Raw genomic sequence first — 21,487 nt, 5'->3', positions numbered from 1 at the left:
ATGACTAGTATTCGTAAAGTAGCCTCAGTACTGTCCAGGGAGTTAATGTACCAGAGTTACACTGCATCTAGGGTGAGTGGCCTAAGGCCAATGAACATTAAGAGGGCTGTTAAGGTAGCTAGGGTTAATAAGGTAATCCTCAGTGCGGTAATGGGCTTTTACATAGGTTTAATGGGAACCATACCCTACATACTTAATAAGCCCAGTGTAAGCTTAATAGAGACCTTAACTGGCTCCTTCTTCATAGTCTTCTCATCTCTAATAAACATAGCCTTCTCATTACAGCAGATTGACAACGTCAAAAGCCTACTTGCCACACTACCCCTTGAACCGAGACTAGTTAAGTTAGCTTCAGTACTATCACTATTCATGATCATGGATATTCCAGTCTACGTCTCCATAGCAGTATCAATATTGATCTCAATAGTAATGGGTGGTGTACCTTACCCACTTCTGGGCACGCTTCAGGGAATTTCCCTAGGCATAATAGTGGCTGCAGGTTTCATAATAATTACTGATAAGGCATCTGGTAATACAATGAGTAGGGGTGCCTTCAGGATTATTGCAATAATACCGGTAATAATTGCAGCAATGGCTCTTGGTTATGCGGTTAATATTAATCCAAGTCAACTTAACCCATCCTTATCCCTAATACCAGTGGCAAGTGGTCTATTTATTAATGGGCTTAACGCACCTTTTTACGTAACCATAGTTTACACTGCAATCTTCGCCGTGGCCGCCTATGAAATGCTTCAAAGAGTTAGTGGTAGGATTATTGAATCCACGGTTCAGGTTCAAGCAATTAAGGCTAGGGTACCTAGGGAGTTTAAGCTTAGGAATCCACTAATAGCGTTGGTTAGGGTTGATTTAATTCAATCCTTAAGATCAAGGTTGGCGGGCATATGGGCAATCCCATTAGGCTACTGGTTAATACTAGTCTTCACGGCAGCTGCAGGTGGCACTAGGTTGAATCCAACAGTAATTTTAACTTATGTAATTGAACTTAGTGTGATTATTGCGTTCATACCGTACGCACTTTATATGAGTGAGTTAAGGGGTGCAATTGTGTTTAGGCTTCTACCAATATCACCATTAAGGAACTTGGCGAGTAAGCTACTAGTAACCCTAACAGCCTACTACGTGGCAATGATACCCATATCAGCATTAATACTGGTATACAGGTTACCGATTAGTCTCCAGGCACCGATAATACTAGCCTTCGGCCCACCAATGGCTGCCACAGGAGCTTTAGCTAATCTCTTTGAGTGGAGTATGAGGGAAGGTTCAGTATCATCAATTTTAGTAATGATTGCCTACGCCCTAGTAATAATCATCGTTGAAGGCTTACCTGTAGCAGCCCTAATCATAGTGCACGTAATGATTGGTGGATACGTGTTACCATCCTTAATAATGTTCCTCATCTCCACCGTTGAATTCTTGATAACATTAATGATACTGGCTAAGTTAAGTAGGAGACGGTGAACTAACTGGTAGTTTAGGGTTTAACATGGAGGTTAACTGTGGTATAGATCATGGAGCTTTAGGTATAGTAATAAACCCACTGACGCACCTTAAACCCATGAGTAACGGATACGTGATACGTACCCCACTTCAATGTGTCCAGTACGTTGCACCACACACCTGGGCTTACATGAGTGTTAGGAGGATTTTAGTTAATGAGAAGACTAAGTATCAGCATGTCCTCATTGCTGAACTTGAGGATTTCGGTAAAGCACTCTTCTTGGATGGTATCCTACAGTCAGCTCAGGCTGATGAGCATATTTACCACGAGTCACTTGTTCACCCAGCCATGGTGACTGTCGGTAACCCTGAAAGGGTACTGATATTGGGTACTGGTGAGGGTGCTGCATTAAGGGAGGTTGTTAAGTACAGTAGTGTTAAGGAGGTTGTTACAGTGGATATAGATTATGAGTTAATTAAGTACGTTAAGGAGTACCTTAGGGAGTTTCACAATGATTCATTTAAGGACCCAAGGGTTAAAGAAGTTTACCAGGATGCGGTGGATTACGTTAGGGACGCTGCGGCCATTGGGGAGAGGTTCGACGTGGTTATAATGGATTTAACAGACCCATATGGGTCAGAGATAGGTACTAGGGTTTACTCAACTAACGTAATTAGGGGTATTTACAGTATGCTTAATGAGCATGGTGCTTTAATTGTGCAGGCTGGTTCAAGTTTCCTATTCCCTAAGGAATACGGGCTTGTTTATGATATGGTTAAGTTAACGTTCCCATTAGTTACAGAGTACCAGGTCTGGGTACCATCGTTCATGTACGCTGAAAGTTTCATTCTGGCAACAAAGGGTACTAATCCATTGAAGCTAAGTAGTGATAAGGTTGATGCAGTACTGAGGATTAATGGTGTTAAGACAAGGTTCTATAATGGTAAAGTACACTCAGCGCTTATGGCCCTAGGTTCCTATAATCGTACTTAATGCGAACTTAAGCTGAGTAGTTTTAAAGGACCCCTGGGGTTCACCTACAGTGATGAGAGCCCTCGTGGCGGAGGAGTGAAGTATTCACGTACCGGCTGAGTAATTAAACAGTCCTCTTAACGTAACCCTGCTTAGGCATGTATATTTCCCCATTGCTCTTAAGTATACTCAGTATCTTATCAACAGTAGCCCTGTCAAGTCCCTCATTCTCAGCCTCCCTGTAAAGTTCATCAACCTTAATGGGCTTATTATTATTAATCTGCTCAAGCTTAGCTATTAGGCTCATTAGTAATGCAATCTTCTCCTGCTGGCTCCTGGGCTTACCCGTCATGATGACGTCAATGTCAATGTTACCTGTCTCCATGTCAATACCCACACTCTGCAGGAACCTCATGAATAACCTAATGGCCCTCTCAGCATCCTCAGCTGTCGCTATGCTACTTAGCCTCATCTTAGCCTCAGCCTCAGTAAGCCTAATCAAAGCCTCAAGTTGCCTAGCCGTAATAGCCACAGGTGAACCAGCCTCCTGCGTTGACTTAGCCCTCATCTGAGTATAGAAGCCCACTATCCTATCCTTAGCCTCAGGGGTGAGGACTGGCTTAACGTACTTCCTAGCGTATGCAATATACTTCCTAAGTAGGTCAACCCTAATCATATTTCTGAAGCCTTGAGTTAGCTCACCTGAGTGGAGTTTAGCCACATGCTCAGCCACAGCCCTATCCCTATCAACATTAGGCTCATCCCTAATTATGAATATTAGATCAAACCTTGACAGTAGAGTCACAGGTAAGTCCACGTTTTCGGCCACGGTCCTATTAGGCAAGTACCTACCAAAGGCTGGGTTTGAGGCAGCAAGCACGCTTGCCCTAGCGTTGAGTGTAGCTAATATTCCAGCCTTCGCTATTGACACTGTCTGCTGCTCCATAGCCTCATGCATAGCCACCCTATCCTTAGCATCCATCTTATCGATCTCATCAGCCACAGCCACCCCCATGTCAGCTAAAACGAGTGCACCAGCCTCAAGGTAAAATTCACCCGTTAACCCATCCCTAACAACAGCAGCAGTTAACCCAGCCGCCGTAGACCCCTTACCAGTAGTGTAGACTGCCCTAGGCGCTATCCTTGCAACATACTTAAGCAACTGTGACTTAGCTGTACCTGGATCACCAACCAGTAGAACGTGAATGTCGCCTCTTATCCTTGTTCCATCAGGTAATTCCTTAGGTACCCCACCGAAGAGTAGGCAGGCTATAGCCTCCTTAACGTCATCAAGGCCATATATTGAGGGAGCTATTGATGCAATAATCCTCTCCCTAACATCAGGAAGCATGGCAAGCCTCCTTATCTCCTGCTCATCCTGAGGTGTTATTTCTATTTCAGCGAATTCCTTCTGTAGGCTTTCAATGTAATTAACGTTAATGAGCCTTGAGAAGACCGGTAACTTACCCCTCCTAGGCTCAAATAGGTTTATCTCAAGCACACCACTCAACATAACCCTATCACCAGGCTTTACAGTATCAACCAGGTCATCTGTTAAGACAGCTTCAATGCTTCTTGGTAATTGCCCAGATGGAGTTTCCTCAGGTTTCTCCTGAACAAGTATTTTCTGCCAGTCAGTTATCACTGATTCCTCAGTTATGAACACCATTGAGTTCACTGCACCACATTGGGGGCATTTCTTAGGTGGTTGAAGTGAAGTGTAGGTGTCTGTGGTTACCGTAACCTCGTACCCGCATTGATTACACCTGAACTTAGCCATCCTTACATAATGCATTGGTGGCGTCTGCCTGAGTACAATACCCTCAATTGAAACGAACCTACCCAAGTGCTCGCTTCTAAGCCTCCTAATGCTCATCCTCTCCATGGGGCTTAACCTAAACCTGGCGTGGAATCTTGGAACAAGCTTGGCGTATTCCGGATCCTTTTCCGCTATTAACCTACCAACAGCCTCTGAGGCGCTTTCAATCACTAAGTCAGGCTTCTCAATTAAGTAGTCGGCCAATTGCTTATCGTAGAGTAGGAGATCGTTGAAGTCTACTATAAGTGACCTTCTCCTATTCACTATAACTAGGCTTAGTTCCTCATCGTACTTCTCAACCTGCCTTAGGAACTTCTCAACCCTATTAACCAACTCATCTCTACTTAATTGAAGCAGCTCCTCGCTACTCATTGCTAATCACCATGTTGAACCATGGGTTAATTACCCTGGTTAACTCCTTAACAAGCAGCTCCTCCTCAATTGTTAACTTATCCATTATTTCCTGAGGTAAGCCTGAAGGTGATACGCTCATCATGTTTAACACCTTCTTAAGCCTAATGGAGACCAGATCCCTTAATGCAATCATTAATTCCCTTGAGTTTCCCTGACCATTACTTAGTGCACTTAACCTGGCCTTAACGTAGAATAACTTATCAAGTTTAGTTAACTCAGTTTCCTTACCCTCAGTCCAGTGGATCCTTCTAACGTCATCTATCGTAACTAAATCCTGCTGGGTTAATGAAACATACCTACGCCTAATAAGTCTCTCAACCAATGGTACTGGTAATGTAACTAAGTCACCTGTAGAGTAGCCTCCGAAGGATATTCCATTAACCTCTACCTTAGGTATATCCCTATTGACAATAACCTTAATCCCCTGTCCAGCCACCGCCGTTGAAATCACCGACAACACTGATGGCATGCCTAATACTGTCTAGGCCAGAGACCTTATAAGGGAATTAGGTAAAATACTTCCCTATAATTAACTTAAAGTATTAGGATATGGTTACCTCAACCTCACTCTGAAGTCCACACCTCTGTGGTTCCTTCAACTCAGCCACACATATGACCTGCCTCATTGATAGGTTACTTGCCTTAATTAATCCAAGTAACTCACCGTTTAAGTCATATACGTCTGCTATTTCTATTAAATCATCCTCAGTTAAGTAGTCGGGCATATTAACCACACCCATGTTTAGTATCTCGAAGAGTGGTGGATCGTTTTTAGCAATGTAGTCAACAACATCGGGAAGCATTGTTAAGATAACCCTTAAGCCACTTAACCTGGGCATTATATTCCTTAACGTGTGTATGGCAGTTATGTAACTCCCTATTGACTGGTCATCTTGGCTTAAGGCCCCCTCATCAATCGCCAGCACTAAGCCCTTTAAACCTACGGCTAGGGTTAAGTCATGAAGCATTGTTAGGAAGTCCACTGGGTAATTGAGGGATGCGGCTTCAAGTTCACTAATGCTTAGTTTAATGAACCTGGATAACGTGTTGTTAAGTCTCTTTGATTTCGCTAACCTTACGATACCCTTAATGAAGTCCTCGTTATTCCTAACAGCCACGCTTAATAATTGACCAAGCTTCTTATCGGTTAATTGAGCGGCATCAAGGTACATGCATAACCATTCCCTCCTAAGTTCACTGCATATGTTCAGGACCATATGTGTCTTACCTGACCCAGCCCTGCCTATTAATGCCATTAATTGGTAATCATTAATCATGTTCATTATCTTATCCTTCACAGCCCTCCAGGAGGGCCCAAGTAGTACATTAGCTCTCTCAGGTGTTGCTAATAGCCTACTCTGCATCATGGTATCACCTTAACTAAACCATAGTACCCTGAACCAACCTTAACCCTATGTGAACCACCATAACTCAGTACGTACTTTCTTCCATTAATTCTAATTGCCTTAAGGAATAATTGATCGAAATTCAATTCCCCTATACCCAGCCTACTGCACACGTACTTCATAACAACACCAAGGTCAGCATAGCCTGTTGCTGGGTTGGCATGCTTCATTATGGCATTGTTCAATTCCTTAATAAAATCATCGAAGGTGATGATTGACTCAACGACGCTACCATATATACCCTTCACCTCGGGCGTGTATTGTATAATAACCCTGAAACCACCCCCAACCTTCTCCATTTTAAACACCCCCTCCTCCGTAAGCTTCCCTATGACTGCATCTGGGTTATTGATCCTTCTGGACAGTACTTGCCTTAGTTCACTTAACCTAACGTTAATCCCAGTTTCAGAATCCTCACCAAGCACTATACCTGAAACTATAGCTAGCTTCCTTTCGTTAATCGGCACGTTAAGTTAACCTTACTGGTGTTTTATTAGTGTATCATTTATGATTCAACACCTGGCTAAGGCTACAGCATACTTAAGTTGCTTTGCCTATTCTTAATTAATAAGTTAACTATGAATTCTGCAGCCTCCTCAGCGTGTTGAAACGGCTTTTCCTGAACCTTATTGTGGAAATCAAGTATGTAGACTGGGCACTCCGCCTCATTAGCAGCTGCGAAGGCGTAGTGCCTATTGGCCAATTGATGCAGCTCAATCTCCTGCGGGGTTTCCTTTTCCCTCATCCTAAGGGTCTCATCCTTCATCCTCCTCTGAATAATGTCCATTGGGTTGAACTCAAGTACTATTATTGCATCTGGCATTAGCCTTTCAACAATCCTACTGGGTAAGCCAGGGTAAAAACCCCCGCTCATCCTGATTGCTGCATGAGTATCAATTAGGACATCACCAGGTAGCTTAGCGATTTCCTCAGCGGCTATTTCCTGAACCCTCCTATACTCACCAAGGGGAAGCTTCCTCCTCATCTCATCCCTATGCGTTATCCCATAGCGTCTCTTAGCAACGTCGAACATGTAGTCACCGTAGTTGACCACGGTTACATCAGGTAATTTACCCTTAACAATCCCAAGTATAGTAGACTTACCAGCACCAGGAACGGCAACAACAATTAGCCTCACAGGCAAGTGACTTTGCGTTGGGTTTTTAACCTTTAGTATGTTAAGCTTAAGGTAAAACCTTATAAACCCACCACTAATGGTAGATGAAGGGCCCGTAGCTCAGCCTGGCCAGAGCGGCGGGCTCTTAAGGCAACTGGAGAAACCCGTAGGGCGTGGGTTCGAATCCCGCCGGGCCCGCCAAGGTGGATGCTCCTAATTACGATTAAATTAACACTTTGAGAAACGTAATGAGGAACCTTAGATGATGTAGGGCACTTTCTGCTTCACCCCTGTAACTCTGATTCTCCGCCTTGAGGGTTAATGGCTTGGGGCCTTGACCCTTCAGGATGGGGATAGGGCAATCTAATTACGCGATAAGTTTAAAATAATTAACAGGACTTATAAAGTATGTCACTATTTGGTGGTAGAAAGGAACAGCAGAGTAGTGTTGTGCAGAGGATTGAGCAGATTGCCTTAACCGTGGATAATCTTAATAAGCAGCAGCAGGCATTAATGAATGATATTGGTAACGTTAGGAGCATGCTTCAGGGCATTGGGGGTGAGGTAAGTAGGCTTAGTAAGGTTGTCCAGGACTTAAGCAGTATTATTAGGGATGTTGTCTCCGTTCAGGACAAGAGGATAAGTGACATAAGTGAACTATATCAGAGGTTTTCCCAGGCCACTGACAGTTACCTCAACGCCCTCTCAGCATTATTGGGTAGGGTTGAGCAGTTGAGTAAGGTTATGGAGGATGCGGCTAATGGATTAACGGTTAGGATTAATGAATTGAATAAGGGTCTTGAGGGTGGCTTAAACATGATGAGTGTAATAGATGGTAAGCTAAATGACGTATCCCAGAAGTCAAGTCAACTCCTTGACCAATTCTCTAAGATTGAGCAGGTTGCAACTAGACTTCAGGCGGCTAGTGATGAGGCTATTAGTAGGCAGAGGGAACTTGAGGGTAGGATAATTGAATTAGCTAATAAGGAAAGTGAACTTAAGGTTAGGGAGGAGAGCCTTAAAAGAAGGGAGGAGGAGTTAAATAGAATTGAGGCCTCCCTAGAGGAGGAGAAGCGTAAGGTTGAGGCTGCTTCAAAACTAATGGGTGATTTATCAAACTTGTCCAACAACATGAGCAGTATTATAAATGATTTAGCAAGTAGGCTCACCAACTATGAGAAGGCCCTTAAGGACATTCAGGAAAGGGAGGCTAAGCTTAGGGAGCAGGAGATTAACCTAAAGAACCTTGAGGCTAGGCTTCAGCTTGAGGCCGCTAGGATTGAGGCTAACTCCGAGAGGCTTAAGGAACTTGAGAAGAAGGAGGAGGAGATTAAGGCTAAGCTCCAGGAATTAGCCAATAGGGAGAGTCAGATCAAGGCTAGGGAAGAGCAGATCAATAAGTTGGCTGCAGAATGGGAGAGGAAGGCTAGGGAGCTTGGTGAGCTTGAGGCTAAGTTGAATAGTTATAGGGATGAGTTAAACAGGAGGGAGAAGGAGCTTGAGGCTGTTAAGAATGAGCTTGATAATAGGAGGAGGGAACTTGAGGGTAAGCTGGAGCCCCTAGTAACTAGGTTAACTGAAGAGGAGAGGAGGCTAGCTGAATGGGAGAGGAAGCTACTTGAGAGGGAGAGGGAGTTGATTAATTATCAGAGAACCCTAGTGGTTAGGGAGAGTATGCTTGTGGAGCTTAAGGAGAAGCTTGATGAGGAGGCTGAGCATTTGAAGAGGCAGCAGGCTGAGTTCGAGGAGATTAAAAAGAAGTATGATGAATTAGTTAAGCAGTGCCAGAGCCAGCAGAAGCAGTGAAGTTTGGTGGTGTTGACTTATCAGTGAAGAGGATGAGTGGTGTAGCGGAAGTTAACGATGGGGTACTGGTCAGTACGCTGGTTAAGAGTGATGATGAAATAATCAATAGCCTAAGGGGTTCATTAGTGGTGGCTATTGATGCACCCCTTAGTGGGGTAGGTAAGTTTAGGGATGTTGATAGGCTCATGTTTAAGATGGGGCTTAAGGTTATGCCTGCTAACTGGAGATGGATGATTAAGTTAGGTGAAAGGGCTCTTCGAATTAAGGGTAGGCTTGAGGAATTGAACATTAGGGTCATTGAAACTCACCCATGGAGTGTGCTTCACTGGCTTAACACTGACTTAACGCAATTATCCAGTAGGTTGGGAGTTAGGAAACTAGTGATTAATGGTGGTAAGGACGCCTATGATGCTGCAGTCTGCGCCTTAGTTGCATTAGCTTACACTATGGGTAAGGTTAGGAGGATTACCGCCAGCGATGGTGAATTATACTTAATAAGCGCCGACTAATGAGAATTAATTCGTAATAATTATAAATATGCTAATGAGTAGCTAATCATGGGGGAATGCCAGCTAGATAAGTGCCTTAATCAAGCAACTGCGCCCACTCAAGCTAGCTTTAGGAGCACCCTAGAATGCTTGCTTAGAAATGCCACCGAGAGGGTTATCGTCATTGATAATGGATTACAGTTCACGTGGGTGGCTTACGTTGAGGTTAACGATTCCAGTAAGCTGAAGGAATTATCATCATACCTGCAGGATTGCCTAAGCAGAATCAAGGAAACGCCTCTAGGTGCATTTACCAGTGGTTTAAGGGTTTTAAGCATGGAGGGGCAGGACTTGTTCATTTTCAATAAGGAACTGGTGGCAATTAAGGTTTTCCTAGTCTCCTAGGTTTCCTTAACGTAGACGTTCATCATTGGCCTGAAGCCGTACTTCCTATAGAAGGCTACTGATATTTGGTTCTGAGCTGGGAATTCCGCTGATATTACGTGGGCGCCCATTTCCCTAAGCATTTTAATGGCCTCATCCATCATCATTTTCCCAATGCCTTTCCTCCTGAACTCAGGCATGATGTAGAAGTCCATTATTACACCCTCCATGCGTGGTTCATAAAATAACCTCTCCCTAACCTCAGACACTAGGGCCCCAATTATCCTGCCGTCGTCAGACTCAGCCACCAGCAGTAGCTTACCCTTATTATTTAAGTAACCGTTTAACCAATTCTTAACCTGGACGTAAATGTCATCCCTAACCTTAAGTAGTGGATCAAATTCACTGTTGAGTCTCTTTAACCTAACCACTAGTTCAACCACGTTTTCTAAGTCCCTTTCCCCCGCCTTCCTAACCTTAACCATTACGTTCACCTTATTAACTCTGCTGGAAGCTCCCTTATAAGTCCCTCCTTCATGAGCTTCTCCATTGATGCCCTTGACTTAGATATTATGTTCCTAGCCCTCTCCAATTCCTCATTGTAAGTCGTGTTAACCCTAGCTAATCCTTCATTAACAATCTCCACAGCCGCAGCCGCTGCCGCCCTTGGGTAAACCTCCCACTCCTCCATGGTTGGTATAATGTAATCCTCCGTTATCCCCCTCTCTTCAGCATACTTAGCAATCTCCCTGGCTACTGCCACTATTACCTCATCGGAGATTCCCCTAGCCCTAACGTCTAACGCACCCCTGAACACTGACGGGAAGATCAGGCTATTGTTTATTTGATTAGGGAAGTCGCTCCTACCAGTGGCTACAACCCTGGCTCCAGCCTCCTTAGCCTCCCATGGCCATATTTCAGGAATTGGATTAGCTAAGGCGAAAACTATGGCATCCTTATTCATTGCCCTTATCCAATCCTTCTTAATAACATTCGGCCCTGGTGTTGATGCAGAAATCAATACGTCAGCGTTCTTCATTGCATCCTCAATAGTCTTGCTTCTCTCCTTATTAGTCTTAAGGGCTAAGTCATACTTCCATGGATTATTAAGCATCAGTTTATCCATATCCTCCCTCTCAGCGTGCAGTGGACCCTTACTATCTATGAGGATCATGTTCCCGTAACTCACGCCAGCGGCATGAAGGATCCTTGCTGCGGCTACATTTGATGCGCCTGCTCCGAATAAAACTACTTTAATATCGTTAATGTTCTTATCAACTACCTTAAGGGCATTATATAAGCCAGCTAAAATTGCACCGGCAGTCCCCTGTTGGTCATCATGCCACACAGGTATGTTAAGTTCCTTCCTTAAGGTGTCCAGTAGGTAGAAGCACTTGGGTGATTCAATATCCTCCAGGTTTATCCCACCGAAGGAAGGCTCAATCGCCTTAGCTACAGCCACAAACTCTTCCTTAGACTTAACCCTAATTGGGAGTGGAACAGCATCCACGCCGCCTAGGTACTTAAATATGAGGGCCTTACCCTCCATTACTGGTAACGCCGCCTCAGGTCCAACGTTACCTAAACCCAGTACCCTAGTTCCATCAGTTAATACGGCTATTGCATTCCAACGCCACGTTAATTCAAAGGAGAGGTCAGGGTTCTTGGCGATTTCAAGTGACACACCAGCAACCCCAGGGGTATAGTATATTGAGAAGTCCCTTAGACTCTTAACAGGAACCTTAGGCATCACCGAGATTTTGCCACCATAATCTTTCGCCACCTTAATTGACGTATCGTACCACTTCCTTGTTCGATCTTCACCAGAGCCACTCATAAAATATTTGACAAGCTAGGGTATTTATTTATTTCGCCTATTAACGTATTCAAAATAGGCAATACAAAGTATTTATCATTAGTGGACTTTTTAGCTAAGGAACAACACTTACTGTTTGATAGTTTATTAGTTTCACTACTACTGCATATTTATATATGTAAAATAATAAGCCTTAAACCTCCTGGTTTAGTTCCCTTACCTCTCACCCTGCATACTAAGGGTGGCGCCTAAGGCTTTCTTAATGTCTTCTATGTTAACTGGTACTATATCCCCCTTAGATATTGTGAAGTAGAACCAGTCTATTGAATGGGCTGTGCCTTTAAGTCTCTTAACCCTAAGTCTCCTAACCGGCACACCTAATTGAGCTAAGTTTGGGTCAAGTTCAATTTCAATTATTCCATCGAACACATACTCCATGTTATCAATCATTCCACTTAAGTCCTCAGTAGTCGTGTGGGCGACCATAACGCTCACTGTATTATACCGCCTAGTAATCATCTTCACTTCCTTTAAGAGGAAGAGGAGGCTCCTTGGGTCAATGTTCATAAGCATGTCATTCACTGAATCCACTATTACTCCTCTTGCCTTAGTTTGAGGCAAATTACTAATTATCCCATTAATCAACTGTCTCGGGTCTAATTCCGTTATACTACCCACAACATTAGGTGTTGACCTACTTGTGGCCTCACCTAGGTTGAATCCATCTATTATGAATAACCTAGACGCGTAGTCGCTTAGCCCATCCTTTACCGAATTAGGGTCATCATCAAACGTAATATATAATACAGGGTACTTTGAGAGAATTTCCCTTGCAATACGCTTAACCATAAGGGTCTTACCCATGCCTAAGTCACCTCTAATCAACATGAGGTAGCCATACGGTATTCCTGCTGGTACAAGTTCATTTAATGGGCTCAACTGAAGGGTCTCCATGCCCTAGGAATAGGCATTGGCTTTAATAAAACATTGTTTAAAATTGCTAACTCAAATAAGCTACTTAACTAGACTGCTGCATTACCGTTATCCTCTTAACAAACCTCATTTTCTCAACAGCTTTAAGTTTAGGTATGGATTTAGGTAACACAACCTCATCACACATTACTATTGAACTAACCTTGCTGTCGAATAATTCCCAATTAACGTCACTATTGAAGATTAATCGTTTAATACCCCTGAAGGTGACTTGTGAATCAAGGCTTTCAAGGTCCTCCTTAGTAACGGTTAATTCATCAACATTAGATATAACCCTAACACCCTTAGCACCCTCTATGAATGCCTTACTTGATTCAGACAGAGCCTGCGCCATTGATGTAACAGCCTTATTCGTTACATCGGCTAGCGATATGAATGCCCTCAATGATTTATTAACTAATTCACCAACAGTTATACCCATTTCCCTAGACATTTGAAGTGCCTTATCGTAAAGCTCCTTATCAACACCCTTAATGGTAACCTGCTTCTTCTCCTCCTCACTACCGGAACTACCAGTTTCACCACTACTCATAAAATCATTATGCAGTACTGGTTTATAAAGATTACCAGGTTAAACCATTTCAGTAATAGCACCTTAACTCCTACAATCCCATGATATTAGCTTAAGGTTTTATTTCACCCTAAACCATTACCTATAATATTTTAGCTGCTTAGGTTCTTTAAATTAACTAACCTCCTCAGGTTCCTCATACCACTTAACCCTCTCACCGATGAGGGATCTAAGCCTCCACTTTATTGACTTAGGCGCCTTCTCAACTTTAAGGCGAATATCATTAATCTTACCGATTACTTCACCACTAATTTCGGCTAATTCCCCATGACCCTTAACATAGTCAGTAACCCTACTTAAGTTAACTATAACAGTCTTGTACAATCCCCAGTCATTTGAGGTTAAGCTAATCAACCTATTAGCATCTAGTTCACTTACTGAATCACTGCTACCTACCTTGAATTTAAGTAGGAGAGCGATTATGTCCTTAATGTCCCTCTCACTAATACTCCATATTTGAAGTTTTGTTAAGAGTAAGTCACTTGGTGGTATTGTAGGTTTAAAGACCTCTAATCTATCCTTCAGGTTTATGACGTGGCTCTCCCTAAACACATCAAGGAATACATCAATCCGGGTACCACTACTTGGCTCCCTAAACATTAATCTCTCGTAGCCGTGAAGCGCGTTGAAGCGTTTATCAGCCTCAATACCCATATTCTCCATTAATGAAGTTAATCTGCTTGAATCCTTAGCATGCGCTACCAAGTCTATATCCTTCGGGGTCCTTGATAATGAAGGTACCTTAGGGTACACTGCGGAGGCAAGTATGTAGACTGCTACACCACCAAGTAATCTCACAGGCACTCCCTTCTCCTCACTTAAGTTAACAATCCTTAGCCCCAGCTCAACAGTCTGCGGCACACTAGGCATGCCTACTTACTAACTGAAGGCGCTTTTTAAATTCATCACTAACTACCTGTAGCGTAGCTTGCCTTGATTGCCTGATGTTTTTAATACGCTAGGGTATTAAGAGGGAAAAGACTAACATCAATGAGTTAAGGGGATGACTACAGTGCATTTAAAGGTAATTAAAAAGATTAGAAGTCTCACCTCAATGAGGCAGGAGTTCTCTTTAGTCTGTGTCGTTTTACTACACGTATGAAGTGTAATATTATCATATTACTGGTTAATCATTGGATTATGCTTTAAACCTAGGAATGCGTAGTGGCTATTGATGGATTTATTTAAACCATTAACATTAACTGATGGCACATTGCTGGTTAGGCTGGCTCGGTACGCAATAGAGAGTAAGCTAAGGAATATTGAGAAGATGCCTATTGCTGCAAATCACCTTAAGTCAATGAGCCTTGGTGTGTGGGTATCTGTAGAGAAGATTAAGGTTAGTAATGGGTTTAGGTATAGGGAGCTTAGGGGGGATGTTGGATCACCATACCCTATTAGGAACCTTTACGATGATGTCATTATGATAGCTAGGTATGCTGCCTTCAATTCCCCAAAGTATAGCCCACTATCGTTAAGTGAGGTTAAGAGGATAATTATTGAGGTAATTGTTAATAATCAACCTAGGCAAGTAAACATGGATAACTTAGCCAGCATACTCATACCTGGTTACCATGGTTTACTGGTTAAGAGGCCAGACGGCAGTATTGAAGCTTACTTGGCTCATAAGATAATTGAGACTGTGGCTAAGTTCCATGAAGAGAAAGGTAGGTCCCCATCCATGGATGAGTTAATATCACTTATCTGTAGTAGAGGGTGTAGTGAAGTTAAGATCTTCGAAACCCAAGTGTTTTATGAACTTGAACCTGAAGGTGAGGTTATAGAGAGACTACTCTACATGAATAAGTACCTTAGGGAAATAAACGCAGCTAAGGGTATAGTTAGTTAAACACCGCCTAGCGCATATCTCTACCTAGGTATTAACACCTCTTAAGCTTACTGACTCCCTACCTTTATTTGGGTGGTTTCCTTTGCTTGTGGTGTTATTGGTCATGGGATAGGTAGTACCCTTACCTAGATGGGTTTAAAGCAGTAATAATGCACTATCCCCCCTTAACACTGACCCCATTACCCTAATCCTCAATAAAAAGTACCAATATTGTAACCGCATGATTAACCTAGGGCTAGGTTCCTGGCGAAAGATTTATAAAAGACTAAGGGATGATGGAGTTAGATGATAGATATATCAAGGGAACTGCAAGTTGTAGCTAATACAGGTAGGTTGACGATGGGCGTTAAGCAATCAATAAAGGCAATACTCAATGGTGACGCTAAGTTAGTTATAATGGCTGCCAATGTACCACCAAGCATTAAGCAGGATGTTGAAAGGTACGCTAAGTTATCTCAAGTGCCAATATTCACCTACGCTGGGACAAGTTGGGAACTGGGTGGTGCATTAAGGAGAAGCCATAAGATAGCTGTTGTGGCAATTATTGACCCAGGGGAGAGTAGTATAATGTCCCTTGCTGGTGGTGGTAATGTCTAAGAGTAGGGGTCGAATCATACTAACTGACGATGAGTTAAGGTACGCGGCGCTATTTGAAAGCGTTACTGGAATAACACCAAGGGACGCTATATATGATCCTGAGTTCAATAGGATCATCTTCATTGTTGATAAGAACTTTGCACCATTGGCTGTTGGCAAGGGAGGCATAAATGTTAAGAAGCTTAGGAATCTACTTGGTAAAGATGTTGAGATTGTTGAATACGGTGATGATCCTGAGGAATTACTAAGGAATGCCCTCTACCCAGCTAAGGTGATAAATATAAGCATCAATAAGCTTCCTAATAATGGGAAGGTAGCAGTAATTAGGGTTGAGGAGGGGGAGAAGGGCATAGCGTTAGGTAAGTACCATAGGAATCTTAAAAGAGCAGCCTTACTGGCTAAGAGGTATTTTGACATTGACAACGTCAAGATACCATAACGCTTATTAAGGCTAGCCCAGGGGGCACATTGTGAGCGGTAAAAAGAGCCCATTAGGACTATATGCTGCCAGGAAACTTAGGAGAAGGAGGCAGAAGTTTAAGTGGAGTGATATTCAGTATAAGAAGAGGGCATTAGGGTTCGTTAAGAAGTATGATCCATTGGAAGGAGCCCCAATGGCAAGAGGCATAGTTCTAGAGAAGGTAGGTGTTGAGGCCAGGAAACCAAACGCAGCAGTTAGGAAGTGCGTAACGCCGGATACACTCATTAATCTAACGCCAAGGGTAGCCATTAAGATAATAAACCTTACTGATAAATGGCGTGATGTATCAATAGTTCATTTTAATAAGGATTTTAAGGTAATTAAGCCGACGAACCTCGTTGATTTTTTCTATATAGAGCCTGAGGAGTTTAAGGAGGATGGTGTTTATGAATTAAGGACTCTCTATGGCAGGAGAATAATAGCAAGTGGGGATCACCCAATATACACGGGTAAGGGAATTCTGCCGCTTAAGGAAGTTAAGCCCGGTGATTACGTGTCAGTATACCCAAGGGAATCCATTGAGGCATACGCTCTTAACGATGATAGGATCATATTGACGGAGGATGATATCAGGAGGGAAGCCCCACCTAATTCTAAGATTGATAGGATTATTGATGAGCTCAAGGGCCTTGGGTTAATACCACTTAAGTATAACAATAGGAATATTTATAGAATTGCACGATTAGTCGGACACTTGTTTGGTGATGGTTCACTAAGTTATGCCAGGGGTGGTAACGGCTATGGGGGTAAGATAGCATTCAGTGGGAATCCTAGTGATCTTGAGGATATTATAAGTGATGTGAGTGAACTAGGGTTCAAGGCATCTGTAATAAAGGAGTATGAGCGTGAGAGCACCGTTACCTGGGGTAATGGTTTAGTACAGGTAATTAGTGGTAAATCGTACGTTGCCTCTGCTAATTCAATAGCGCTTTTCGTACTTCTTAAGGCACTGGGTGTTCCTGTTGGTGATAAGGCGTTGCAAATGTACAGAGTTCCTAAATGGATAATGGAGGCGCCATTGGATGTTAAGGCAGAATTTCTAGCAGCGTACTTCGGTAGTGAGTTAGAGAAACCACGGGTCGAGAAAAACGGTAGAACTTTCCAGCCATTATCATTGGTGGTGCATAAGGCAGAAAGCCTAGTGGATAACGGGGTAGCTTTCCTAAACGACATTAAAGCATTGCTTAGTGAATTTGGTGTGGAAACAACACCAGTGATGGTTAGCGATGGTGTTATTAGGAAGGATGGTATTAGGACTACTAGATTAAGAATTACGATACTTAGTAAGACTGAGAACTTATTAAGATTTTTCGGAAGGATAGGCTATGCATATAATAAGGAACGTGATTCATTGGCTTTATTAGCGTATGAGTATTTGCGTAGGAAGACCATGATTTGGCAGCACTATTCTGAGGCCTATGAATTAGCAAGGAAACTGGCGAGTGAAGGTTATGATAAGCTCAGCATAGTTAAGACCATTACGAGCCAGTACAGGGTTAATAAGGCCACGGTTTATAAGTGGCTGAGGGGCATTAAGAATACTAATTACGTAGGTAGGACTGTTAGAATACCTCCATTCAATAAGTGGGTTGTTGAGAATACCCTAGGATTAGAGGGTTCAGGGCTTGTTTGGGATATGGTTACGGAGATAAGGCCTGTTGAGTGGAACGATAAGCTCTGGGATGTAACGACAGAAAGCCCATACCATAACTTCATTGCGAATGGACTAGTAACTGGTAATTGTGTCAGGGTCCAACTTACTAAGAATGGCAAGGTTGTTACAGCGTTTGTACCCTGGGATGGGGGTCTGAATCTAATTAATGAGCATGATGAGGTCATAATTGAGAGAATAGGAGGACCTGAGGGTAGGGCATATGGTGACTTACCTGGTGTGAGGTTTAAGGTAACTAAGGTTAATGGAGTTAGCCTTAAGGCCATACTACTGGGTAAGAAGCAGAAGCCTGTTAGGTAGTTCCTTGAAATTAATCTAAGTGTGTTTGGCCTAAGGGTTATGGATTTTATGAGTTATATTGAATTTATGTGTTAATATTTAAAAATAGGATAATTATCCTAGTCTCCATGTCCTTAGTTTTTGAGGATCATTGGGATAAAACGCATACAATTGCATTCATAGTATTTAGCCTAAGCACAACAATTGAGGCTTACGTATACTCAATCTCATATCTAGCTACTGGCTGGGTGACAACGCCAAGGTACTTAACGGCACTATTGGCGGTTTGGCCACCACTATGGCTAATGATTGGAGGCATCGTAACTGGCCCCCTCTCAGATGCACTTGGTAGAAGAAGAACGCTTTACTTAACTCTCTTAATGTATGCCGTTGGGGCTGCTGGATTAATTATTAGCCAAGGATACGTAATGCTGCTTACTTTCCTAAGCCTACTACTAGTAGCTACTGGTGGTGAGTATAATACAGTTATGACGGCAGCTCACGAGTACTTCCCAAGTAGGCACAGGAGTAAGCTAGTTTTCATTATACTCAACTTTACTAATTTAGGTGGTGCATTAGCTGCTATGCTTACGCTACTTAATGTTAGTCCAATAATGCAGAGGTTTGCATTAGGGGCAACATTAATGGTTATAGTGCCTCTAGTCTACATGCTTAGGCAAATGCTTCCTGAATCTGCACTGTGGTTGGAGGCAACCAGTAAAGTTAATAATAATGTGAATGAATCTAATGTGGTTTCTAATAATCCACTCTACAAGACTGCTGCGAGAATTAAGCTGCCTCCAACATGGTTAAGGGTAATGGTAGGTGGGTTAATTGGATGGGCCTATACCGCTGGGTTCAGTTTACTAGCGTTAACCCTTGGGCCTTACTTCCTACCAAGCCTAACCAATTGGTTAATCCTAGTATTCTCCGTAGTTGCCTTAACGTCAGGGGTAATCATAGGTTTGCTTGCGGATTCAGTAAGTAGGAAGTTGATGTTGGTTGCCTCATCAATAGGATCAACATTAATAACCCTAATCCTAGCTTTAACAATCCACACTTGGATGCGTAACCTAGGCTTATTCTGGGGCTTATTCACAGCATTCTCAATACTAATCAATGCGTACTTTTTAACTGAAGACACTCTTAAGTCAGAATACTGGAAGGTAATTAGGAGGGGAACCTACACTGCCTTAGTTAGGGTTATTTCACTAGGCGGCTCAATCCCAGTACTATTTGCCTCAGCCTACATACCAATGGAACTCTACCTACTAGTTAACTCAGCAATACTAGGGGTTGGGGCAGTTACAAGCATAGTCTGGTACATTATTGGCGTAGAGACTGGAAAAGGCATTAGCGTAAGGGCTTGGGGTGTAGCATGAATGTTCGACCTACTAGTCGTTTCGGACTGCGTCCTAGACGTATACTATAGGGTTAAGAAACTCCCCATAAGGGCCTATGACTTAGTGGTAACCAATGAACCAGTACTGTCACCGGGTGGTGCATGTAATGCTGCTATTATAGCCAGCAAGCTTGGCTTAAAGGTGGCCGTCGTTGATAAGCTTGGTGATGACCCATTCTCAACCCTCCTAATTAGCATGCTTGAGAAGGCAGGTGTCTACACAGGTTTCCTTAAGCGCATGAGCAGCTCCTACACGACAGTCTCAAATAATATAATTGATGAACAGGGTAGGCACGCCTTCCTAGGCTATGTGGGTGCTGGGGCCTACTTAACACCTAGTGATATTGATGAGCAGGTAATCAAGTCCTCTAAGGCAATATTCGTAAGTGGCTTCAATGCTGCGTACTCTAATAGCGTTAAGGAAACGATAACTAGGATAATTAAGGCCAGTATTGATAATGGGATAATCGTGTTCCTGGATCCAGGTCCTGCTGCCGGATACATTAGGGAATTAGTAACGTTCCTTAAAACGTCAGGGATACTTCTGCTTAATGGTAAGGAGGCTAAGGCACTCTATGGATTAAGCCTTAAGGATACTGTTAAGGTAATGAGGATGAGTGGGGGGCACTTCATAATTAAGTTAGGCAGTAGGGGAGCTTTACTGATTAGTAACGGTAAGTCCAGGCGCTGCCCCACGCGTGAAGTGAAACATGCGTTAACAACAATTGGGGCTGGTGATGCGTTTGATGCGGCCTACATTGCTGGGGTGTTGAAGGGACTTAGTAATTATGGTGCATGCATGCTGGCTAATTATGTGGCTTCCTTAAAGTTAAGCGTACTAAGCCCCATGGATATGCCTAACATGAGTAACCTAACTGCTCAATGGATTAGGCGGCTGGGTAATAGGGATTAATCAGTGGAAAGGGTGTCATCAATCATCGTGTAGACTAGGTATAGGATTATTGACAAGGCAAGCATGTAGTCGAGCATTAATGATGAAGACACAGTAACCATTCCACCTACTGAAGCAGGCCTAGTGCCCATTGTGAAAAGGGAGAGTAATGCTAAGCCCTCTACTAGTGACGCCACAATTGCGAATATTGAGTGCTCAGTACCCTTCACTATCGACCTAACTCCAGCGGCGGCTATGGCTACTATAACCAGCAGTAGTCCAATTAATGATATTGAGTAACCAAGCAGACTTAGTAAGCCGTATAAAATAAGAAGCATTAGTACATCAACGATAATGTTCAGTAAAACTGAACTAACCTTACCTGGCATACTCAACACCAAGAGTCATGTTGAATAACCCAACACCAAGTGTTATATTACTTAGTAATTGAGTGGAATTAACTATAAGGCACCCATACTGTCCCGGTTTAATTGAAGTACCGCTGGGGCCTGCGATTAATGTCACTTTTAAGGGTGTTTTATTGCTTAGGCATATCTTAGTACTGTATGTATTACCCGCTTGGGAAACCGTTAAAGTTAGGTTCTTCACTATAACCATCATTGAGAGAACCACTGTTAACACCTCAATAGCCAGTATAAGGATTATGAACGCCTCAACGACTTTGCCCAACATAGGTTTGAACACCCCTAGCCATTATCATTGAGCCAACCCACGCTATTATCACTATGAAGACTGACTTATAGGTTACATAGCCTATTAAGTTAAGGACACCGTTAATGCTTGGGCCTGAACCAAGGTACCTTGCTAAGGGTGCTGCATTAATATACTCCATGTAGGCCAACACTACCGCTATTATCATTAAGGTTAACCCAATCGCAATTAACGCTAACGCTAAGCCACTTCCCCTATGCCTAGGGGGCTGTTGGTAAGGGTAATTGTATGGCGGCTGCACTAATTATTTAGGGTCAGGAGTATTAAAAAGGGTATCGTGAACTTAAACCGTAGATACCTGATCATTAAGCCGTTAGGTTTATAAGAGGTGCCTT

At 42.9% G+C, this 21,487-nt stretch carries 24 protein-coding genes and 1 tRNA gene; 12 read left to right on the top strand and 13 right to left on the bottom strand.

Going from position 1 to position 21,487, the window contains the following annotated elements:
* Together Q0C29_RS05310 and Q0C29_RS05305 are read left to right on the top strand one after the other, a co-directional pair.
* Nucleotides 1-1,482: a hypothetical protein gene (locus Q0C29_RS05310; RefSeq protein ID WP_291999613.1), complete on the top strand. Its 1,482-nt coding sequence runs from the start codon at nucleotides 1-3 to the stop codon at nucleotides 1,480-1,482.
* Nucleotides 1,483-1,579: 97 nt separating this feature from the next.
* Nucleotides 1,580-2,455 (top strand): spermidine synthase, encoded by an 876-nt coding sequence (locus tag Q0C29_RS05305; RefSeq protein ID WP_291999612.1) that lies wholly within the window; start codon nucleotides 1,580-1,582, stop codon nucleotides 2,453-2,455.
* A 103-nt stretch (nucleotides 2,456-2,558) separates the two neighbouring features.
* Here the strand turns inward: Q0C29_RS05305 and mcm are convergent, their stop codons facing one another.
* From mcm to Q0C29_RS05280, 5 genes are all read right to left on the bottom strand, one after another.
* On the bottom strand, nucleotides 2,559-4,625 hold the full coding sequence (gene mcm, locus Q0C29_RS05300) for a minichromosome maintenance protein MCM (RefSeq protein WP_291999611.1): 2,067 nt from the start codon (nucleotides 4,623-4,625) through the stop codon (nucleotides 2,559-2,561).
* The gene (locus Q0C29_RS05295; protein WP_291999610.1) at nucleotides 4,618-5,136 is read right to left on the bottom strand and encodes a DNA replication complex GINS family protein; all 519 of its coding nucleotides are present in this window, start codon (nucleotides 5,134-5,136) and stop codon (nucleotides 4,618-4,620) included. The genes mcm and Q0C29_RS05295 overlap by 8 nt, the downstream gene beginning before the upstream one ends.
* Nucleotides 5,137-5,209: 73 nt before the next feature.
* Nucleotides 5,210-6,031 (bottom strand): hypothetical protein, encoded by an 822-nt coding sequence (locus Q0C29_RS05290; protein WP_291999609.1) that lies wholly within the window; start codon nucleotides 6,029-6,031, stop codon nucleotides 5,210-5,212.
* Nucleotides 6,031-6,540 carry a hypothetical protein gene (locus Q0C29_RS05285; protein ID WP_291999608.1) on the bottom strand — a complete coding sequence of 170 codons (510 nt, stop codon included), beginning with the start codon at nucleotides 6,538-6,540 and terminating at the stop codon, nucleotides 6,031-6,033. The genes Q0C29_RS05290 and Q0C29_RS05285 overlap by 1 nt, the downstream gene beginning before the upstream one ends.
* A 62-nt stretch (nucleotides 6,541-6,602) precedes the next feature.
* A complete protein-coding gene (locus tag Q0C29_RS05280) occupies nucleotides 6,603-7,211 on the bottom strand; it encodes an adenylate kinase (protein WP_291999607.1) in 609 nt (202 codons plus the stop codon).
* Nucleotides 7,212-7,299: 88 nt separating this feature from the next.
* Here Q0C29_RS05280 and Q0C29_RS05275 point away from each other — a divergent pair.
* The 4 genes from Q0C29_RS05275 to Q0C29_RS05260 all read left to right on the top strand — a co-directional run bounded on the left by Q0C29_RS05275 (nucleotide 7,300) and on the right by Q0C29_RS05260 (nucleotide 9,889).
* Nucleotides 7,300-7,391, top strand: a tRNA-Lys gene (locus Q0C29_RS05275).
* Between the two features lie 207 nt (nucleotides 7,392-7,598).
* Nucleotides 7,599-8,996 carry a hypothetical protein gene (locus tag Q0C29_RS05270; protein ID WP_291999606.1) on the top strand — a complete coding sequence of 466 codons (1,398 nt, stop codon included), beginning with the start codon at nucleotides 7,599-7,601 and terminating at the stop codon, nucleotides 8,994-8,996.
* Nucleotides 8,972-9,505, top strand: a complete 534-nt coding sequence (locus tag Q0C29_RS05265; RefSeq protein ID WP_291999605.1) for a DUF429 domain-containing protein — start codon at nucleotides 8,972-8,974, stop codon at nucleotides 9,503-9,505. The genes Q0C29_RS05270 and Q0C29_RS05265 overlap by 25 nt, the downstream gene beginning before the upstream one ends.
* Before the next feature lie 48 nt (nucleotides 9,506-9,553).
* Nucleotides 9,554-9,889 carry a hypothetical protein gene (locus Q0C29_RS05260; protein ID WP_291999604.1) on the top strand — a complete coding sequence of 112 codons (336 nt, stop codon included), beginning with the start codon at nucleotides 9,554-9,556 and terminating at the stop codon, nucleotides 9,887-9,889.
* Here Q0C29_RS05260 and Q0C29_RS05255 read toward each other — a convergent pair.
* From Q0C29_RS05255 to Q0C29_RS05235, 5 genes are all read right to left on the bottom strand, one after another.
* On the bottom strand, nucleotides 9,886-10,353 hold the full coding sequence (locus tag Q0C29_RS05255) for a GNAT family N-acetyltransferase (RefSeq protein ID WP_291999603.1): 468 nt from the start codon (nucleotides 10,351-10,353) through the stop codon (nucleotides 9,886-9,888). The genes Q0C29_RS05260 and Q0C29_RS05255 overlap by 4 nt on opposite strands.
* Before the next feature lie 5 nt (nucleotides 10,354-10,358).
* Nucleotides 10,359-11,705: an NADP-dependent malic enzyme gene (locus tag Q0C29_RS05250; protein WP_291999602.1), complete on the bottom strand. Its 1,347-nt coding sequence runs from the start codon at nucleotides 11,703-11,705 to the stop codon at nucleotides 10,359-10,361.
* Between the two features lie 195 nt (nucleotides 11,706-11,900).
* Nucleotides 11,901-12,638 carry an RAD55 family ATPase gene (locus Q0C29_RS05245; protein ID WP_291999601.1) on the bottom strand — a complete coding sequence of 246 codons (738 nt, stop codon included), beginning with the start codon at nucleotides 12,636-12,638 and terminating at the stop codon, nucleotides 11,901-11,903.
* Nucleotides 12,639-12,702: 64 nt separating this feature from the next.
* Complete coding sequence (locus Q0C29_RS05240; RefSeq protein ID WP_291999600.1) at nucleotides 12,703-13,209, bottom strand: hypothetical protein; 507 nt, start codon at nucleotides 13,207-13,209, stop codon at nucleotides 12,703-12,705.
* 153 nt (nucleotides 13,210-13,362) lie between these two features.
* The gene (locus Q0C29_RS05235; protein ID WP_291999599.1) at nucleotides 13,363-14,118 is read right to left on the bottom strand and encodes a nucleotidyltransferase family protein; all 756 of its coding nucleotides are present in this window, start codon (nucleotides 14,116-14,118) and stop codon (nucleotides 13,363-13,365) included.
* A 304-nt stretch (nucleotides 14,119-14,422) separates the two neighbouring features.
* Between Q0C29_RS05235 and Q0C29_RS05230 the strand changes: the two genes are divergently transcribed.
* The 6 genes from Q0C29_RS05230 to Q0C29_RS05195 all read left to right on the top strand — a co-directional run bounded on the left by Q0C29_RS05230 (nucleotide 14,423) and on the right by Q0C29_RS05195 (nucleotide 20,441).
* Nucleotides 14,423-15,097 (top strand): AMMECR1 domain-containing protein, encoded by a 675-nt coding sequence (locus Q0C29_RS05230; protein ID WP_291999598.1) that lies wholly within the window; start codon nucleotides 14,423-14,425, stop codon nucleotides 15,095-15,097.
* Nucleotides 15,098-15,382: 285 nt separating this feature from the next.
* Nucleotides 15,383-15,694 (top strand): 50S ribosomal protein L30e, encoded by a 312-nt coding sequence (locus Q0C29_RS05225; RefSeq protein WP_291999597.1) that lies wholly within the window; start codon nucleotides 15,383-15,385, stop codon nucleotides 15,692-15,694.
* Complete coding sequence (locus Q0C29_RS05220; RefSeq protein ID WP_291999596.1) at nucleotides 15,687-16,133, top strand: NusA-like transcription termination signal-binding factor; 447 nt, start codon at nucleotides 15,687-15,689, stop codon at nucleotides 16,131-16,133. The genes Q0C29_RS05225 and Q0C29_RS05220 overlap by 8 nt, the downstream gene beginning before the upstream one ends.
* Nucleotides 16,134-16,164: 31 nt before the next feature.
* Nucleotides 16,165-18,147 (top strand): intein-containing 30S ribosomal protein S12, encoded by a 1,983-nt coding sequence (locus Q0C29_RS05210; RefSeq protein ID WP_367173628.1) that lies wholly within the window; start codon nucleotides 16,165-16,167, stop codon nucleotides 18,145-18,147.
* 107 nt (nucleotides 18,148-18,254) lie between these two features.
* On the top strand, nucleotides 18,255-19,508 hold the full coding sequence (locus tag Q0C29_RS05200) for an MFS transporter (protein WP_291999595.1): 1,254 nt from the start codon (nucleotides 18,255-18,257) through the stop codon (nucleotides 19,506-19,508).
* Nucleotides 19,509-20,441, top strand: a complete 933-nt coding sequence (locus Q0C29_RS05195) for a carbohydrate kinase family protein (RefSeq protein WP_291999594.1) — start codon at nucleotides 19,509-19,511, stop codon at nucleotides 20,439-20,441.
* Here Q0C29_RS05195 and Q0C29_RS05190 read toward each other — a convergent pair.
* Genes Q0C29_RS05190 through Q0C29_RS05180 form a run of 3 tightly spaced genes read right to left on the bottom strand, consistent with a single transcriptional unit; the run spans nucleotide 20,438 to nucleotide 21,393 of the window.
* Nucleotides 20,438-20,809, bottom strand: a complete 372-nt coding sequence (locus Q0C29_RS05190; protein WP_291999593.1) for a hypothetical protein — start codon at nucleotides 20,807-20,809, stop codon at nucleotides 20,438-20,440. The two genes, Q0C29_RS05195 and Q0C29_RS05190, sit on opposite strands and share 4 nt — an antisense overlap.
* Entirely contained in the window at nucleotides 20,799-21,113 is a 315-nt protein-coding gene (locus Q0C29_RS05185) for a hypothetical protein (protein WP_291999592.1), read from the bottom strand. Before Q0C29_RS05185 ends, Q0C29_RS05190 begins: the two co-directional genes overlap by 11 nt.
* Nucleotides 21,094-21,393 carry a hypothetical protein gene (locus Q0C29_RS05180; RefSeq protein ID WP_291999591.1) on the bottom strand — a complete coding sequence of 100 codons (300 nt, stop codon included), beginning with the start codon at nucleotides 21,391-21,393 and terminating at the stop codon, nucleotides 21,094-21,096. Before Q0C29_RS05180 ends, Q0C29_RS05185 begins: the two co-directional genes overlap by 20 nt.
* Nucleotides 21,394-21,487: the final 94 nt, after the last annotated feature.

The sequence above is a fragment of the Caldivirga sp. genome (assembly GCF_023256255.1).
GTDB lineage: Archaea > Thermoproteota > Thermoprotei > Thermoproteales > Thermocladiaceae > Caldivirga.
The sequence above is the reverse complement of the archived record's forward strand: the minus strand, read 5'-3'. Positions and strand labels throughout refer to the sequence as shown.

Coding starts and splice junctions, on each gene's coding strand:
- Q0C29_RS05240 (WP_291999600.1), bottom strand. CDS start 13,209: ATGAGTAGTGGTGAAACTGGTAGTTCCGGTAGTGAGGAGGAGAAGAAG.
- Q0C29_RS05250 (WP_291999602.1), bottom strand. CDS start 11,705: ATGAGTGGCTCTGGTGAAGATCGAACAAGGAAGTGGTACGATACGTCA.
- Q0C29_RS05190 (WP_291999593.1), bottom strand. CDS start 20,809: ATGCCAGGTAAGGTTAGTTCAGTTTTACTGAACATTATCGTTGATGTA.
- Q0C29_RS05185 (WP_291999592.1), bottom strand. CDS start 21,113: ATGTTGGGCAAAGTCGTTGAGGCGTTCATAATCCTTATACTGGCTATT.
- Q0C29_RS05255 (WP_291999603.1), bottom strand. CDS start 10,353: ATGGTTAAGGTTAGGAAGGCGGGGGAAAGGGACTTAGAAAACGTGGTT.
- Q0C29_RS05310 (WP_291999613.1), top strand. CDS start 1: ATGACTAGTATTCGTAAAGTAGCCTCAGTACTGTCCAGGGAGTTAATG.
- Q0C29_RS05245 (WP_291999601.1), bottom strand. CDS start 12,638: ATGGAGACCCTTCAGTTGAGCCCATTAAATGAACTTGTACCAGCAGGA.
- Q0C29_RS05305 (WP_291999612.1), top strand. CDS start 1,580: ATGAGTAACGGATACGTGATACGTACCCCACTTCAATGTGTCCAGTAC.
- Q0C29_RS05225 (WP_291999597.1), top strand. CDS start 15,383: ATGATAGATATATCAAGGGAACTGCAAGTTGTAGCTAATACAGGTAGG.
- Q0C29_RS05290 (WP_291999609.1), bottom strand. CDS start 6,031: ATGCAGAGTAGGCTATTAGCAACACCTGAGAGAGCTAATGTACTACTT.
- Q0C29_RS05235 (WP_291999599.1), bottom strand. CDS start 14,118: ATGCCTAGTGTGCCGCAGACTGTTGAGCTGGGGCTAAGGATTGTTAAC.
- Q0C29_RS05270 (WP_291999606.1), top strand. CDS start 7,599: ATGTCACTATTTGGTGGTAGAAAGGAACAGCAGAGTAGTGTTGTGCAG.
- Q0C29_RS05220 (WP_291999596.1), top strand. CDS start 15,687: ATGTCTAAGAGTAGGGGTCGAATCATACTAACTGACGATGAGTTAAGG.
- mcm (WP_291999611.1), bottom strand. CDS start 4,625: ATGAGTAGCGAGGAGCTGCTTCAATTAAGTAGAGATGAGTTGGTTAAT.
- Q0C29_RS05260 (WP_291999604.1), top strand. CDS start 9,554: ATGGGGGAATGCCAGCTAGATAAGTGCCTTAATCAAGCAACTGCGCCC.
- Q0C29_RS05230 (WP_291999598.1), top strand. CDS start 14,423: ATGGATTTATTTAAACCATTAACATTAACTGATGGCACATTGCTGGTT.
- Q0C29_RS05200 (WP_291999595.1), top strand. CDS start 18,255: ATGTCCTTAGTTTTTGAGGATCATTGGGATAAAACGCATACAATTGCA.
- Q0C29_RS05295 (WP_291999610.1), bottom strand. CDS start 5,136: ATGCCATCAGTGTTGTCGGTGATTTCAACGGCGGTGGCTGGACAGGGG.
- Q0C29_RS05195 (WP_291999594.1), top strand. CDS start 19,509: ATGTTCGACCTACTAGTCGTTTCGGACTGCGTCCTAGACGTATACTAT.